14 protein-coding genes are annotated in these 17654 nt (G+C 33.7%); 3 read left to right on the top strand and 11 right to left on the bottom strand.

The features are described 5' to 3' along the window. Positions 1-270: 270 nt before the first annotated feature. The 3 genes from D7V20_RS11645 to D7V20_RS11635 all read right to left on the bottom strand — a co-directional run bounded on the left by D7V20_RS11645 (position 271) and on the right by D7V20_RS11635 (position 3232). A complete protein-coding gene (locus D7V20_RS11645) occupies positions 271-1599 on the bottom strand; it encodes an MATE family efflux transporter (protein ID WP_120384454.1) in 1329 nt (442 codons plus the stop codon). Between the two features lie 234 nt (positions 1600-1833). Further along, positions 1834-2673: a DMT family transporter gene (locus tag D7V20_RS11640; protein WP_120384453.1), complete on the bottom strand. Its 840-nt coding sequence runs from the start codon at positions 2671-2673 to the stop codon at positions 1834-1836. A 142-nt stretch (positions 2674-2815) separates the two neighbouring features. Further along, positions 2816-3232 carry a GFA family protein gene (locus tag D7V20_RS11635; RefSeq protein ID WP_120384452.1) on the bottom strand — a complete coding sequence of 139 codons (417 nt, stop codon included), beginning with the start codon at positions 3230-3232 and terminating at the stop codon, positions 2816-2818. 190 nt (positions 3233-3422) lie between these two features. On the opposite strand from D7V20_RS11635, the gene D7V20_RS11630 reads away from it, so the two are divergent. Continuing rightward, on the top strand, positions 3423-3668 hold the full coding sequence (locus tag D7V20_RS11630; protein ID WP_120384451.1) for a hypothetical protein: 246 nt from the start codon (positions 3423-3425) through the stop codon (positions 3666-3668). Positions 3669-3783: 115 nt separating this feature from the next. After that, complete coding sequence (locus tag D7V20_RS11625) at positions 3784-4221, top strand: PaaI family thioesterase (RefSeq protein ID WP_120384450.1); 438 nt, start codon at positions 3784-3786, stop codon at positions 4219-4221. A gap of 82 nt (positions 4222-4303) precedes the next feature. On the opposite strand, the gene D7V20_RS11620 is transcribed toward D7V20_RS11625, so the two are convergent. From D7V20_RS11620 to D7V20_RS11585, 8 genes are all read right to left on the bottom strand, one after another. Then, complete coding sequence (locus D7V20_RS11620) at positions 4304-4936, bottom strand: HD domain-containing protein (protein WP_120384449.1); 633 nt, start codon at positions 4934-4936, stop codon at positions 4304-4306. A gap of 194 nt (positions 4937-5130) precedes the next feature. Continuing rightward, positions 5131-11112, bottom strand: a complete 5982-nt coding sequence (locus D7V20_RS11615) for a calcium-binding protein (RefSeq protein WP_120384448.1) — start codon at positions 11110-11112, stop codon at positions 5131-5133. A gap of 902 nt (positions 11113-12014) precedes the next feature. Then, on the bottom strand, positions 12015-12593 hold the full coding sequence (locus tag D7V20_RS11605; protein WP_120384446.1) for a hypothetical protein: 579 nt from the start codon (positions 12591-12593) through the stop codon (positions 12015-12017). A 230-nt stretch (positions 12594-12823) separates the two neighbouring features. Continuing rightward, entirely contained in the window at positions 12824-12994 is a 171-nt protein-coding gene (locus D7V20_RS19845; protein ID WP_171407811.1) for a hypothetical protein, read from the bottom strand. Between the two features lie 353 nt (positions 12995-13347). Then, entirely contained in the window at positions 13348-13665 is a 318-nt protein-coding gene (locus D7V20_RS11600; RefSeq protein WP_120384445.1) for a hypothetical protein, read from the bottom strand. Positions 13666-13855: 190 nt separating this feature from the next. Then, a complete protein-coding gene (locus D7V20_RS11595) occupies positions 13856-14245 on the bottom strand; it encodes a hypothetical protein (protein ID WP_120384444.1) in 390 nt (129 codons plus the stop codon). Positions 14246-14295: 50 nt separating this feature from the next. Further along, positions 14296-15063 (bottom strand): hypothetical protein, encoded by a 768-nt coding sequence (locus tag D7V20_RS11590; RefSeq protein ID WP_120384443.1) that lies wholly within the window; start codon positions 15061-15063, stop codon positions 14296-14298. A gap of 370 nt (positions 15064-15433) precedes the next feature. Continuing rightward, positions 15434-16090 (bottom strand): TetR/AcrR family transcriptional regulator, encoded by a 657-nt coding sequence (locus D7V20_RS11585; protein WP_120384442.1) that lies wholly within the window; start codon positions 16088-16090, stop codon positions 15434-15436. Positions 16091-16194: 104 nt separating this feature from the next. On the opposite strand from D7V20_RS11585, the gene D7V20_RS11580 reads away from it, so the two are divergent. Next, positions 16195-17652 carry a flavin-containing monooxygenase gene (locus D7V20_RS11580; protein WP_120384441.1) on the top strand — a complete coding sequence of 486 codons (1458 nt, stop codon included), beginning with the start codon at positions 16195-16197 and terminating at the stop codon, positions 17650-17652. The last annotated feature ends 2 nt before the right edge of the window (positions 17653-17654 follow it).

The raw sequence follows: 17654 nt of genomic DNA, 5'->3' as shown, positions 1-17654 counted from the left end.
ATAAATCATTTGCGAAAGTCCAAAATGATCAGGAATTAAGATTGAAAGTCCCTCTCCTTTAAAAGGAGAGGGACTTTCTGTAATAAATTAAATGCTCATCACAACTCGACTTACGCAAGAAGTCTAACCCATAAATTCTTAGACTAAAAACCCGCTCAGTTCTACTCTGCGGGTTTTTATTCTCCCTCTTACCATCTATCTATTTTGCCCTGAAATAACTTCAATCTTTGAATGAAATAGTAGATTGAATGATTAAAGTATTTAAGTACGTTATTTCAAATATTTACGATATCTTAAACATAAGCTGCACACTGCTACAGCAAGAATATAAGCAAACGTCAGTAAAATCCAAAAACCATAAATACCTAGCGCGGGTATACGAAAACCATTCCAAGAAACAGCATGATAAGCGACATACCAGCCACCACCCAATCCAATCACAAGGATCACTGAGGTATAAATCAACATAGGACTAATGGTCACAGACCAACAACGCAACATATTCACCAAAATACACAACATGGCATCTGCAATATGCATAATACAAACGATCAATAATAAATTGGTCACCAACCCAGTGACTGCTACATCTTTGGTGAAAATTGGGATCAATAAATCTCTAAATCCATAAACACAAATCACAATAAACAGTGCAATAACAAATCCTGTTTTTAAAGCTTTCTGAGTTAACGCCCATGCAGATTGAAGATCTCCCTCTCCAACTTTGGTAGAAATTAAAATACTATACGCAGCCGATAAGGATGACGGGAACATAAATAATAATGACGCAATGCCCATGACAATTTGATGTGCTGTTAATGCGGTATTACCTAAAGGAATAGAAAGCAGTGAAATAAAGGTCACAGCAATCACATCAATGAGAATAATAATGGCCATTGGAAAGCCTATTCTCAAAATTCTTTTGAGAATATTAAAATCAAAAAATTGACCTGAGAATTGGATTCGATACTTTTTCTCTAGGAAAAGCCCATAATAAACAAACAACATGATCCATTGGGTGAGTAATGTTGCAGCAACAGCACCTTGCACACCAAGTTTGGGAATGTTGAAATAAGCGACACCATAAATCAATGCATAAGATAAGCTCAACTTGAGTAGCAATGCGAAAACATTCGCATAAAACACCATTTTGGCTTGCCCATAGGTTTGCGTCACAATAAAAAAAGAACGTAATAAAAGTTGCGCCGGAAGTGCTAAAGCTAGAATAAAAAGACAGTCTAAAACCAAAACTTGTAAATGCTGATCTGCCCTAAGAAGATTTAAAACAGCTTCGGCATGGGTAAGAAAAATGACGCCAAAAACCGACAGCAACAACACCATCAACACACCTTGTTTAATGATGATTTGTGACGCAGTTAAAGCATGTCGCCCTTTGGCTTCTGCAAGCTCCTGCATCATGCCTTGCAATAGTCCATAGCCTAAAATATATACCAATGCGTAAATTGAAAGCGTGACTGACATTGCTGCAACATCTATGGTGCTGACATGCGATAAAAATACAGTATCCGCAACACCCCCTAGAACTACGGCGAGGTTACTTAACAGAATAGGAATAAACAGATGGATAAACTTTTTCATATATTCTTGATTTTGTTGTATTCAGTATCTGATGACATTAAATTCTATATTTTGAGTATCAAGAATCGTCAATGCTAAGTCAGTACTTAACATATTAAATAATTTATCAAACAATAAAATTTGCATATTTTATGAATATATCTAATTTTTATAAAAATAACATTGAAAATTAAAGAAAAAAATAAACAAGTATCCCTACAATATCGATATTCTTGTAAGTGAATTAACCTTAAATTACTTTTTAGCTACCGCAAAAATCACCAATAATATTCCATATAAAACCATGGTTGAAGAGAGTAATATTCTCAAACTAATGCTTTCTCCAATAAACAGTGAACCTCCAATAATCGCTAAACATGGCACACTTAACTGCACCGTACTTGCCATGATTCTATCGATATGTTTTAAAATGGAATACCACAACACATATGCCGCACTTGAAGCCAGCCCACCCGAAACGACTGCCAACATAAAACCTTGTAAATTGATATGTATATCTTGAGCAAACAAAAAACCTGCCATCACAACAAATGGCGCAGCCAAGACGAAATTGCTGAAAGTACTACTCAAAGGATGTGGAGAATTTTTACCTGAAAGGCTATAGGCCGCCCAAGCAATACCTGAAATCACCATCAGCATCGAATAAACCACACTTGGTGCATTTGCTCCGGGCAAAAGTAAAACGCCAATACCGACTAAGGCAAGTACCAGCCCCAATGCTCTTTTAAAATTAATTTTTTCACCATGGCATAGCCCATACATCACCATAGTGAATTGCACTGTACCAAATAATAATAATGCACCTACACCTGCATCAATTTTCACATAGGCCAATGAAAATCCAACAATATATACCGCCAAATAAAATCCATTTTTGAGTTCCCAATTCAACGGTATTGGTATATTTGAATTACGCTTTGCAATAACAAACAATGAGCTTAAAACCAGCACTCCACTGAGTACCCGCAAGGTACTAAAACTCATTGGGTCAATCTGGTTTTGAGCCAATGCAAAGCGACACAATACAGAATTTGCAGCAAAAGCAATCATTGCCAATGTTATTTTAAACAGCATCGTTGAGTATCCATGTTCAACAACTTTTTCTAGGTATATAAAATTCAAAAGCTTTTTGCTAGCATTTAATACTCATGTCTTAAATCAATATTTCTGATCCAAATTCAATAATTAATCTAAAATAATGCTAATATCGCTAAATTTATTCTGTTGATGCACTAAATAAAGCCACCACTTCTGCCTCGGTCATTTTCTTTGTTTCGTTATTAAAGCTATAAAATTTAGGCTTATTGTCGATATAAATCTCTAGATTCAACTTCAAATCTTGAGGAATATTTTCAAGTGAGAATACATTGATATTACAATAACTTTGATCTTTAGTTCTCCAAAACAATGTGGTACCACAAGCATTACAAAAACCTCGCTCACCCCATTCTGATGAATTAAATACACTCAAATGCGCTTGCTGATCAAACTTTAATGTCCCTTGTTTTATGTCAATGGTCATAATCACACCGCTGGTTTGACGACGACAAATTGAACAATGACACACATGTACATCGTGATTGCTCAATTCGACATTAAACGTGGTTGCACCACAAAGACATTGCCCTTTCATCGTTTTATTCCTTTTCTACTTATAAATTCATGTTCTCTTTGAACTTTAAAATACTATGCTTTTTAAATGAAGTCCTTGTGAATACTTTCTTTTTTATGAACAATAAATTTAAAATATTTTTCATTTGAAATTTATAATTCATTAGGATTAGACTAGAACAACAATAAATTAAATATAATTTTTGGAAAATATGCGTTATAAAATAATTGATGTTTATACATTACAAGGCATTCAGCGTTATATTGCTAAATGTTTGAAAATTCAATCACCTCAATTTATTGTCATTGAAAGCACTCGAACATTGTGTAAAGAGCTCGATATCATCGATGTAGATTTGCAAAAAGCGCATGCCACATGGGCAACTGGCGAAAAAATTGCGCTAAAAATCATTCATCAATCTGACCATTTTGAAAAATTCTATAATACCGAATACTAAAATTTTCTAACCCTATAGTCACCACAAAAGATTTGACAGTGATCTTGTCTCAGCCTATCTTAATTTAAAGGTTCCTTTTTGGAACTTATTTTTAAGATAAAAATTAGGAACAAATATGAAACATCCGAAAGAAATGACAGGCTTAGAGTTTTTAGAAGCAATGATTGCAGGTCATATTCCAAGAGCAAGTATTAGCGAAACTATTCCAATGGATTTAGTTGAAATCTCCAATGGTCATGCCAGCTTCAAAGTCAAAGCAGATCAACGTCATTTAAATCCTTTGGGTGGTGTACATGGCGGTTTTGCTGCAACAGCTTTAGATTCAGCGACGGGTTGTGCCGTGCATACAACTTTGGATGCAGGTGTAGGCTATGGGACTATCGATTTAAATGTCAAAATGTGTCGCCCTATACCTAAAGACAAAGAACTCCTTGCGATTGGTTCAGTAATTAATTTAAGTAAAAATCTTGCAATTTCTGAAGGCAAACTTGTGGATGAAGATGGCAAGTTATATGCGCATGCTACAGCAACCTGTATGATTATTCGTCCTTAATCATATTGCTTGTATTCGTGCTGTTCATGATATTGAATGGCACTTTTATACCTAAACATGTCTTTAGAATGGGGCATTCTCACTAAATATGTGAGAATTTATTCAGGCTGTTTGCTAAATTCAATTTAGCATTGTCTTCCAACAAATTTCTAAAATATTCAGTCTGATACAAAGGTTTCATGTCCAAAAAATATTTTAATACTTCTGTTCTTTTGAATTGATATTGTGTTACTTCAACCCATGCATATTCTTGTTGAATTTGTTGTTCATATTCTGCAAAACGCTGTTGAGAACTTCCCAAAATTGCCAAATCAATGTCCAATAAATAATTAAGATCCTGATTTGTAGCTGGTAAATGCTTCTTTGTCGCAATAATCCAATCATAAATTTTATGAATTTTAGCGTTTTCAAATCGCTGTAGGCACTGTTGTTTCATCAATTCAGCACTTTTTTCTTCATTGTCCATAGCTTGCGGATCATAAATCACATCATGAAACCAAATTGCCAATTCAACCGCAACTGGGTCCTCGAGTTGATCTTTTATTTGGTGAAAAAGCGCTAAACATTCAACGATATGCTGCACTGTATGATAATGGCGTTGTGGTTCTGAATAAGCATGGATTAATAAGTGAAGTAATTCACTTGAATGGTCAATTTCTAGGTGACTAGAAAACTGTGTCCAGTAAGATTCAAATTGCTGTTTAAACATATACATTTCCAAATTTTAATATTTACAGTGTATGGAAATAGCTTTGATTTCAAGTAAGTCATCATTTTATACAAAATTCAAGTTAAGATTTACAAACCAGTCTTTGTTCTAATGATTGAAAATAAAAACTAAATTTTGAAAATAATTACCAAAATAAATAAGGTGACCTAAGTCACCTCATTTTTAATTTCAGTTTTCAGTTAATACAGAATAGATTGATTTAACAATAAATCGTCTACATACAATTGCTCAGCCTGATTGGTAAATACCAACATATCCTTATGCATATTATTGACCGATGTTCGAACACTTAAAGTATTGGTTTTCGCATCTGCATCGTAGAAAACTTGCAAATAGTCATCAAGATTGGAATTATTCACCTGACTATTCACAAAAACCGCTGATAAATCTATTTTATCATCAACCAGACTAAAATCACTGACATAATCTTTTGCTGCTTCACCCGAAGCATTTTGGAGCAACTGAATCATGTCTTGCCCTTGATCTAGGATAAATAACTCACTCACCGCTGCATCACTCACGAGCATATTATCTCCCGTATCACCAAGTACCACTGCACTAATTTCATCTTCTGCATTGAGTGGTCGATCTAAACCAAAAGCTTGATAAATCTGACTAGATGAAATACTTCCACCTGTTTCAAAACTCAAGCTTTCTACTTCATATGCTCCACCCAAGAAGAAGTTTTTAATGGTAACTTTGTCTGTATTGCTTCCATCAATTTTTAAAACGAGATCATCACCTGACATCATGAGCTGTGAAGCAACTTGATTGAAGCTAATTCCATTGCTAAACACAATCTCATCTACACCATAATCCTCATCGATTTGCAATGTACCCGAGGTATAGGTATAGGTGCTGTTCATCGCCTCAAGACCTGTTTCAGGTTGGGACGTTTCTGGATTGTTTTGTTCTGGAACAGTTAAGCCAAATGCACCAAAAATTTGCTCTGCAGTGATTTGTCCACCTGTTTCAAATTGGAAAATTTCAACAAGATATTCGCCTGCTAAGAAGAAATTCTTGACGGTTACTTTATTGGTGTCACTACCATCTACTTTCAGGATCAAATCATCACCAGACATGGTTAGATAATTAGCAACCTGACTAAAACCAATCCCATTTTTAAAGACTACTGTGTCATTACCTGATTGTTCTGTAATGGTTAAACTGCCTGTAGTGTAATCATAGGTCGTATTACCGACCACACTTACTGATTCTGGTTCAGTTGGATTCTCAGGCTCTGTCATTGGCATGGTTATACCAAATGCACCAAAAATTTGCGCTGCACTGAGTTGCCCACCCGTTTCAAACTGGAAGCTTTCAACAAGATATTGGCCCGCTAAGAAGAAGTTTTTAACTGTCACCTTATTGGTATTGCTGCCATCTACTTTCAAAATCAGGTCATCACCAAACTTGGTTAGATAATTTGCCACTTGACTAAATGTAAGACCATTTTTAAAGATGACTTTATCTGTACCTGATTGCTCAGTAATGGTGAGTTCACCTGTCGTGTACTGATAGGTCGTATCACCGATAACATCTGTAGAACCTGTTTCCTGTTCTGTTTCTGGTAGTGTCACACCAAAAGCATTAAATATTTGTTCTGCTGTGAGTTGTTCGCCTGTTTCAAAATCAATGGTTTCAATCAGATGATCTCCTGCAAGAAAATAATTCTTTAAAGTGACTTGATTGGTTGTACTTCCATTGACTTTTAATACAAGGTCATTGCCTGTCTTCATCAACCCTGAACCGACTTGATTAAAGGTAATTCCATTACTAAAACGTAAGATATCGACGCCACCTGCATCCTGAATCGTGTCTTTACCCGCTGTATAGAAGAATATGTTGTCTTCAATTCCACCAACAAGTGCGTCATTTCCCAATGTGTCATAAATTGCCCCAGGGATAGGTGTATTTGCAGATGGCTGTATATTGATATTTACGCCAACACCAGTGCCTACCCCATATAAGTCAGTTCCCCACAAATAGAAATTTAATTGGCCAACATCAGCTCCTTCTGGAGGGCTAACTGTAATAGCTAAAGTTTGTGAATCAAAAACAATCCATTCAGGAATATCTTGATACTCACCATCTTGACCCTGTGTTTGTAAAGTAAGTGTAAAACTGAGTTGGTCATCAGCATCAGGATCGGCAATGACATTATTAAAAGTATATTGGAGGACTTCTTCGATTTTTACATTTAGAGTTGAAGGATACTGTTGAATAACAGGTGCTTGGTTATTCTCAGCTCGAAATAAGAGTGAATCAATTTCACTTGTTGTCCATACTTCCCCTGAATCAAATACGATTTGATCAAACTTATTACTAAATGTAATATTTTCACTATCTTGATAATCAGCTAAATTATAATTTGACAACCATATTTTATCAGTACTATTTCTAAATCCAATTAGAACACTTTCACCGAATTTTTGAGCATATAAGCTACTAGCCTCATGACCTTCAATTTTCAAGATATTTACAGCAGATAACTCATCCTCAAAACTAAAAGTATCCGTTCCTCCGCCCTTTTTATAAATATAGGTATCATTACCAGCAAGACCATTGATAAAATTATCTTGCTCATTTCCTGTAATGATATTATCTAACTCATTACCAAATGCTAATTTTGCATCGCCTTTTAAGATTACATTTTCTACATTAGATTGTAGGTTATGGTATTTCCCAGTATCGAACCAGTTTCCATTCGAGTCTTGTGAATAGAACTTTTTATCATCCCATTGTTCAATAGTATCTGTGCCACCACTATCACCAAATACATAACCTGCAGAATTCAATAAGCCCTCTACAACCTGATCACCAAGTAGCAGTGATGTCGTTCCATCTGGATTCGTTATAAGCTGATCATATTGACTGACAACATAATAATCATCACCAGCACCACCACTCAGCAGATCCCCTCCACCTTTACCGTCTAAGTAATTATTCCCTGAGTTACCATATAGGTCATTTTCATTTTCATCACCAACAGCAAAAAAGTTACCATCCCCCTTTAAACGAATAGATTCAATATTTGTACCTGAAAGATCAAAATTATTTTCAATAAATATTATATCTCTGCCTTCATTTAAATTTTCAATTATGGTATCTAGCTCATCAACATCATAGGCATCATCCCCCATCCCACCAGTTAGAATGTCCGCCCCTGCATCTCCTTGCAACCAATCATTACCATCACCACCAGTAATAACATCATCCCCATCACCTCCGAACAATGTATTGTTTCCATCACCCCCTAAAATTAAATCATTACCGCCTAACCCATAAATAAAATCATCACCTGATCCACCTTGAAGGGTATCTGTATTGTTTCCACCTGTTAATTGATTGTTACCTTTTCCACCATCAATAATATTCACAGCGATAAGATTTCCAACCACAATATCATCGCCATCATTTGAATTGATAATATTAGTTCTATGGTTTAAAACCCCTTCAATAACATCGCCCCCATCCCCCCCCTCGAAAGTAACTCTTGCCATCAAGTCTGTATTTTGCCAACTTACCTGATCTGCGAACTGAAGATTCAAAGACGAGTTCTGTGAATTGTTGATGTAGTTTTTCAGAACTAATTTGTCTGTTGCTCCATATTTAATGACTAAATCATTCCCCTCAAAAACTACAGACTGTACATCTGCTGAATTGACATTTTGAAAACTGACAGTATTGGCTTCTATCGAGAAATCTGATTCATAAATTTCATCAACTCCATCCCCAGATCGAAAGATATAGGTGTCCTGACCTATTCCGCCATGTAATCGGTCATTCCCCGTATCGCCAGTTATAGTATCATTCCCATCAAAAGCATAAATCTGGTTGTCATTGCTATTAGCTGTAAGTATATCCACACCATTCCAACCATTGAGGTACAGATCATTGTCCGTAGTATTCAAATTAGGAAGTGGTACATCACGTAAACTGTTTAATGTATGGAGCACATCATGAAACTTAAATATTACTTCCTTTGTCGAAGAAGCATCCAATGCGCCTATCAAAGTGACCGTATCATTTACACCATACTTTATGATTAAATTTTGGTTCTGTTTATAAAATTCCACATCTGTAGAATTTATATTTAAAAATACTAATTTATCAAAATCAAATCCTAACGTATTGTAGGCTATGAAATCATTACCAGCTCCCTGATAAAATATATAGCTATTTTTCCCCGTTCCACCAATTAAGTAGTCACTTCCCACCCCTGAAACAATTACATCATCACCATCACCACCATTAACTATAAGGCCAGAAGAGTTTTTTATTATTAAGGTATCATCACCACCTAAAGCCTCAAAAAGATTATTAACAGAGTTTTGGATAAACACTAGGTCATTTTCACTAGTGCTTTTTAACAAAACAGAATCAAATTCATTAAAAATTTTATCAACTTTAGCTTGATATAAAGGACTGCTTCCCAAAGTATCGCGCCATTCGCTCAACAATAACAATCCTTTTTCCCAACCACCAAATTCAAGTATACGTCCATTAATTAAAAATAAATCCTTCAAATCTTCTAATGCTTGAATAGGAGAAGTTTGATATTTCTGATTTATCAATTGAGCGAGATTAGTGAAGTCATACAAAAGATATTCCGCATCTGTATAAACATCAATTGCATCCAGATAGGGCTTTAAAATCGTTTTATTTAATAGTTGCTTATATAAATTTTCTTTAATTGCATTATAGGCTTCAGTATATTTATCAATTTGACTGTCATGAATCTCATACAACATGGTTGTTGGTGCGATACCTAACGTCGCATTGATAAATTTAACTATATTCTTAAGTTGCTGATTCGCAACTTCTGGCGCAGGTGGTGGTTGTGTTATATAAGAAGGCAAGGGGGAATTTGGTGTTAATCTGATCACATTAGTCGAACTTGAAGATTCTACCCAATCCAAGTTCTCATGCCGCATAATACCAATATCATTATCATTATATTGCGGATCTGTTTTAGCCCATTCCAGCATTAATTTATCTAATAAATTTTTCTGCTCTGCTCGTGTTGTTGCATTCTGATATTGTCGTAATACTAATTCTAACTCTGATGAAGAGCTTGCAGCTTGATGTAATGTAGCTAATCTTCCAGCTCCTATTACATTAGGCAAAGTAGCCACTTCATTTGAAACAATAATATTATCATTTCTCGCATATAATGGATTATTTGTAAAATTTACATCAGCAATGATACTTGAAGACCCATCGTTCTTCGTAAAATTTATTTGATTTTTAACTATACCGCCTTCAACTTCACTATTTACATTTGTAAGACTGCTCAGATTTATACTCGTTATATCTACATCTAATAAACTGAACAGCTCATCACTTGTGCTAATTCCATCACTGTTTAAATCTTGCCACACTTTAATTTCATTAAAGGCTTGATCATTACTGTCTAATATCCCATCTCCATTACTATCTAAGTCTGCTAAAGCTTCTATCCCATTTTTAGCGAACTCTCCATTAGCCAACAATGTGTTGTCCCCAAATAACTCCCCACCATTATTAATAATACCATCATTATTTTTATCCCGAACAAGTAACCCATCACCCGGAGCAACCCACCCTGTTGCAGTCCTAAAACCATCATTATCATGATCAAATAAAGCGCCTTGATAACCATTCTCGGCAACTGTATTAATCACACCATCATTATTTATATCAATAACTAAAGGATCATAATACTCAATTCTGTAATCATTATTGCCCCCTCCATCCGGTGGTGGAAGAAAATCTTCTGCGGGATCTTTATCCTTATCTTCACATTCCTTTTGGCTAAAATAGTAATCTATAGCATAAGAGACAGCTACACCTGCTAGAACACCTCCAGCAAGTGGAAGTAAAAAAGCTGCTGCTGCCGATCCTCCAAGCGATGCTGCTAATGCAACACCTCCTGCAGTTCCTGCAGACCCACCATATAGCCCACCTGCAAAGGATACACTTTTCTGTATTGCGAGTTTACTATCACCTGTTGCTGCGGCATTGGCGATATCACTGACATAAGACAGATTACCTATTTTCCCAAACCACAAGTATGGTTTATTTCCAAAACCATTAAAAAGATTATCAATACCATCCACAGCACCATCAGCAATTCCATTTCCAACAGCTTCAGCTACACTTGGTGTTTTACAAGTCATTTTTCCACCTCATTAATTATTTTAAATATTCAGATATGTTTTCTTAACTCCAATATAAATATTGTAATTATAAAAATAAACAAATCCAAAATAAAACCAAATACCATGTATAAATATAATAAGAACTGTGAATTTTCTATCATCCTCCTCATTTTAGGCGTATCCCCTGACTCTAAAAATACAAAAAACCCATACCTCAAAAAATCACACCTAAAAGAAATATTACTCCTATTATTGCAATAAAATACCTATTCCCCTCCCCACCATTCGAGCTTTGAAGTCTTTTTTCATGTTTTCTAATTCCATATTTAGTTTTAACGTTAAGACCATAAAAATAATATCTCAACATTAATATTAAAAAAATAATCAATTCATAAAAAAAAGCCACGTCATTAACCAGTCTAAGTTTCGGTGATGCTAATACCATTGATTTTGCAAAAGGTGTTATTCCACTATATTCACTAATATAAAATCCATATACGTATGCAGCAATGAAAAATATAAAATACATATATATAGAAATATTTAGTAGGTGATAAATCAAATAAAATACGACTTATCAAAAAATTCACATTACCTCCTGTTTCAATAGCATCTCTCTCCACATCAACTCCTTAAAATAACACTTAATTATCAATTAAATTTACTATTAAACCACTTAACAATGCTCTAAAATCAGGAAAATCCCAAATACCTACCAATCATAAAAAATAATTACCCACTATTTTGTTAACATTTTATTTACTTTTGACATTCACTTTTTCTACTCATTAGAAATAAATCCACAAAAATAAATATAGACAAAAGATTATCAATATCATCCACAATTCCATTTCCAACAGCTTCAGATACACTTGGTGTTTTACAAGTCATTTTTCCACATCATTAATTATTTTAAATATTTAGATATGTTTTCTTAACTCCAATATAAATATTGTAATTACAAAGAAAATTAGATCTAAAATAAAACCGCATATCATGTATAAATACAATATTAATTCTGAACTTTTTATTGCCCCCCTAATTTTAGGTATATTTCCAGATTCTAAAAATACAAAAACACCATATCTCAAGCCAATCAAACCTAAACAAAATAAAATACCCATCGCTGTAACAAAATTCCGATTTTCTTTCCCACTATTCAGGCTTTGAAGTTGCCTTTCATGTCTTTTAAAACCATATTTAGTTTTAACATTAAGGCCATAAAAATAGTATCTCAATATTAATATTAAAAAAATAATCAATTCCGAAATGAATGCAACATCATTTACCAATTTAAGTTGTGGCGATGCTAATACCATTGATTTTGCAAAAGGTGTTATTCCACCATATTCACTAACATAAAATCCATATACGTATGCAGCAATAAAAAATATAAAATACATATATATAAAAAAATATTTAGTTGGCGATAAGTCGAATAAAACCCGACCCAGTAGATAGTTGAAATTATTCTCTGTATTAATAATATTCTTACCCACCTCAACTCCTTAAAATAAATTTATGTACTAACAATTAAAAACTAATAATATTCATTCACTTATATTCCACAATTAATTACATCCTGGAAAGTTATCATCTATTTATCATTCACTCCAAAAATAAACATGTATCATTATATTTTGTTTACTTTTGAAATTTACATTTATTTTTTCCGTTCATCACAAATAAATCTCCAAGAATAAACTATTTTAACTCTCCTTCATTTTCTTTATTTTAAACTCTGAAAATAATTTGCATGTTTCGTCTGTAACTGTGAACACATACGATAAGGCGCTTCAAAAAGAATTGCAGCCTTATCATCTGTCAAAAACCAACCGACTTGGATTGGTCCTGTCCCCTCTACATGATCACGGTCTTCAACCGTAAAATGGATATGCATTGTTGTTTTTCGTAAGTTTTATGATTGTTACAATATAACCTAAAAATGTGTCTTTTTTACTCAAAATTAAAATTACTTGTTAAAAAATGTAACGAATATTTAAATTTATACTCATGATTTTAAACATTTTATGTGAATTTTACTTGTTTTTTTAAATACGTATAACCATTTATTTGAATTTTTACTTTTATGTATTCTGCTTTATAACTTTTTTCTATCACTGATTGCTTGAACTGAATGTCAGCAAGTTGTTGAAAATTAGTATATCTAATCGGTGAATCATGTATAAAGTTTAAAATAAATAATTGATTATATTTAAATTCAAAAAAAGCTTAATTTTCATAAAAATCACCTTATTGTTCAGTTTCTAATAAAATTAAAATTGCTTGTTTCAAATCATCACCCTTATCTTTCCTTCGCTTTAAAACCAAGCAAACTTTTTGACCTTTTTTTAAATTTTCGAAATTTAATCTATTAGGGTATGTATTATTTCTAAATCCAAATAAACCATATTTATCAAACCTTATAAAGTATTCTTTTGGATATGGAGGTCTAGATGAAATTGCATAATCTTCATATTCATAAGTTCCACATAATTTTTCTTCCTCAAAATATTCAATTGAGGGAGAATATTTTAAAGAATTAAATTCAAAAATAATAAATACAACCAATAAAATTACAAAAATAATACTAAATATATTTTAACCATAACACACCTTTAACTTCAAAATGGTATGAAGTGCACTTAATAACATCTTTATAAAATTAAAAACAAACCCAAAAAATTACTCGAAAAATAATATTTTTCATTTTTTAAATAAGATTTTATATATTCTCAATAACCAACCCGCCTCCTAATTTTTAAAGAAATAAATTAAAATCATAAACATACTTCGCATTGATGAAAAAATAATCTATTTCAACATAGTCAACAAAGATACATTTTGGACTGTTTATTTCAATTTTATTAAAAAATTCTCCTCTTTTATAAGAAAATGGGAATTTAACTTTCAACCCTGAAAAACTTGTCATATGAGAATTCCCAATACGATACTCATAAACATAATTTCCACTCCTTGTTTTGTATTTTCCTTCATAGCAAGCATACCCATTTTTAATATTTTCAACATGCTTAGACTTATATTCTAAATAATTAGGTAGAATAAAATATTCATTAACTGGCAATATTATTAACTTTGCAAAGATAATCAAAATTAAGAATGAAAATAAAAAATATTTAATATGATCCATAAGATAAAAGCACCATTTATTTTTAAAAATGTATAAAAAGATATAAATTATTAATCATACTTTTTAGTTAGAAATTTTTCAGGCCTCACTTTTTCCACCTCATTAAACAACGAAAAAGTCTGATTGACATAATTCACCACACCTGAAATCTGATCCATATACTGCATAAGTTCAGGAGTCTTTTCTGCTTGAACTAATTTCACAGTACGTGATGGATCAGAACCATCAAACTGACAATAAAACAAAGGCTCGCCACGTTTTAAAACCAAATCCTTAGAAGTGTCATGCCATTCAAACGCCCACATCAATGGTCTAGGCCAAATATGAATCGGAAAACGACCACCGAAAATCGTGCCTGGTAAAGGATTTTTTCTGTAATGCCCAAATGCATCTAATTGAGTGATATACACCACTTCATCTGCAATGAAACAATACGGAAGTTTAAGCTGAAGAATCGGCACATTCGGGGTGCGCCATTCATTCTCATTCACTAAAGTCAGCAATTCACGTAGTTTATTGCCACGAACTGGCGAAGCATCACCAAGTACATTGATTAATTTTGGTTTACCTGTGTTATCACGATCAAAACGAAGATGAAAATCAAACGGGCAATTAATCACGAAATATCGGCTTTCGAGTTGCAGCACTGCTGGACAACGGCTGGCTGACTTTGCATGCTTCGTTTGAGATTGCGAACGCATACGATAAGGTGCCTCAAAAAGAATTGCAGCCTTATCATCTGTTAGAAACCAACCGACTTGGATTGGTCCTGTCCCCTCTACATGATCACGGCCTTCAACCGTAAAATGGATATGCATTATTGTTATTCATATGTTTTATGATTGTAACAATATAACCTAAAAATGTGTCTTTTTTACTCAAAATTAAAATTACTTGTTAAAAAATGTAACGAATATTTAAATTTATACTTATGATTTTAAACACTTTATGTGAATTTTACTTGTTTTTTTTCAAAATACATATAGCCATTTATTTGTATTTTGCAAAAGTCTATTTTCAATTTTTTAACATCAATTCTTCTCTGAAATCTTTTTGTAAATTTTGATAATGCTCATATAATTTTAGACGCTCAAGATACATTTACAATTATCTGGTAAGTCGTACACCGTAGCTTACTTTCAAATCTACTCAGTAATTCCAATCAATCTGTTGGTAATGCAATGCAAACTACTGCGAATTAAGTATTAATTGAGATGAAGTGCCTTTGATAATATGGAACATCGAACTCACCATAATTTGGCGTTCAAGTTGATAATCATTTAATAACCAAGCCATGGTAGATTGACTGATTGCACCAACAATCCCAATCGCCACCACATCACGCTCAGCATTAGATAACTGAATATTAGGATAAACAGAAAGACTGAGTTGTAAAAAAAGCGCTGCGAAACTACGTATTGCATGGTTATAAATTAAATCAACACGTGGGCTTACCCCTAAAACTTCCAACCAAATAATTCGAGCTGTTTTCGGACATTCGACCGCCTGAAAAAAGATATCAAGTACCTGTCGGATCAAAGCATCGACATCATCTTTATAATCATTATTTTGAATTGCCCCTAGAATTTTGCTCTGAATCTCTTGAATCGCTTGTTCATACACCACCACTAAAACATCTTCCATACTGGAAAATGACTCATAGAAATAACGATCTGTAAGCTCAGCCTGCTTACAAATCACTCTAACAGTTGTTTGCCTAAAACCAATCGTGCCAAACAACTCATGTCCAGCTTCAATAAATTTTTGATGTCTTTTGGCTTGGCGTTCAGCTTGAGCTTCGCCTGCATAGGTTCGCCCATTTAGGGCATCTTGGCTTTTTTTCATGATTTATATTTGACAACATTTATTGTCAAATGTAAAGTGAAGACAGTTGTCATCAGATTGATCAAAAAATTATAGCAATACCGTTAAAAATAAGGATTCAAGATATGTCTTACCATCAAGTAATTATTATAGGCAGTGGGTTTGGCGGACAATGCGCTGCGATCAATTTATTAAAAAATGATATCAATGATTTTTTAATTTTAGAGCGTCGTGATTTTATAGGCGGTACATGGTGTCAAAATAGTTACCCAGGCGCTGCTGTAGATGTTCAATCCCCGCTTTATTCAATTTCGCATGAACCCTATGCGTGGAGTCAGATGTTTGCTGAACAAAATGAATTAGAACAATATACCAACCATGTGATTGATAAATATGATTTACGTAGTAAAACAAAGACCAATTGTAATGTGGTAAAGGTTGAATGGGATACTCATAAGAAGCGTTGGAATGTTTATACAGATCAAGATGAAGTTTTAAGTGCACAATTTATTATTAATGCATCAGGTCCATTGAGTACGCCTGTGATTCCAAACTTTAAAGGTCGTGAAAGTTTCCAAGGGAAATCATTTCACACCAATGAATGGGATCATAATTACGATTATACAGGTAAACGTGTCGCAATTATTGGTAGTGGTGCGAGTGCTGCGCAGGTGATTCCTGCTATTGCACCCGATGTTGCCCATTTACATGTTTTTCAGCGTACACCGCATTGGGTGATGCCTCGCCCTGATTATAAATTTAACAACGCACAACAAAAATTAATTGGCAATAAATTCATTCATAAAGCTGTACGCACTGCTGTCTATTGGCAACTGGAAACACGCATGATTGGTTTTAAATATTCCAAAGCAGCACTTAATGTATTTGCACAAAAACAAGCACTTAAGCATATTGAAAAACAAATTCAAGATCCAAAACTTAGAGCAGCAGTCACACCAGACTATACGATTGGTTGTAAACGTATCATTTTATCCAACACTTTATATCCAGCGTTATGCCGTGACAATGTCACCTTGCATACCCGAGACTCAGCGATTGCCTCAATCGATAAAACAGGAATAAATACTACAGATGGACAACATCTCGATCTTGATTTAATTATTTATTCAACTGGCTATGATGCAACGGATGGTGTGATTTCTTATCCTGTTATTGGCGAAAATAAACAAAGCATCGCTGAAAGTTGGCAAGCATTTCCACGTGCATATTTGGGAACGACCCTGCCCCATTTTCCAAATTTATTTATTATCACTGGGCCAAATACAGGTATTGGACATACTTCAGCAATTTTTGTGATTGAATCACAGATGAATTATGTATTAAGTGCAATTCAAACGACTTTGAAAAAAGGTAAACAAAGTATTGAAGTGACAGCCAAAGCAGAAAATGACTATACACAAATGATTCATAAAGAAATGGATAAAACCGTTTGGCAAACTGGTGGTTGTAATAGTTGGTACAAAAGTAAAAGTGGTCATGTGATTGCAATGTTCCCTGGTTTTAGTTTTACCTATCACCAAATGACAAAAAACTTTAAACCACAGCATCATAAATTTAATTAAGC

The sequence above is a fragment of the Acinetobacter rongchengensis genome (assembly GCF_003611475.1).
Taxonomy (GTDB): domain Bacteria; phylum Pseudomonadota; class Gammaproteobacteria; order Pseudomonadales; family Moraxellaceae; genus Acinetobacter; species Acinetobacter rongchengensis.
Note: the sequence above shows the minus strand (reverse complement) of the source record. Positions and strands in the feature narration are given on the sequence as shown.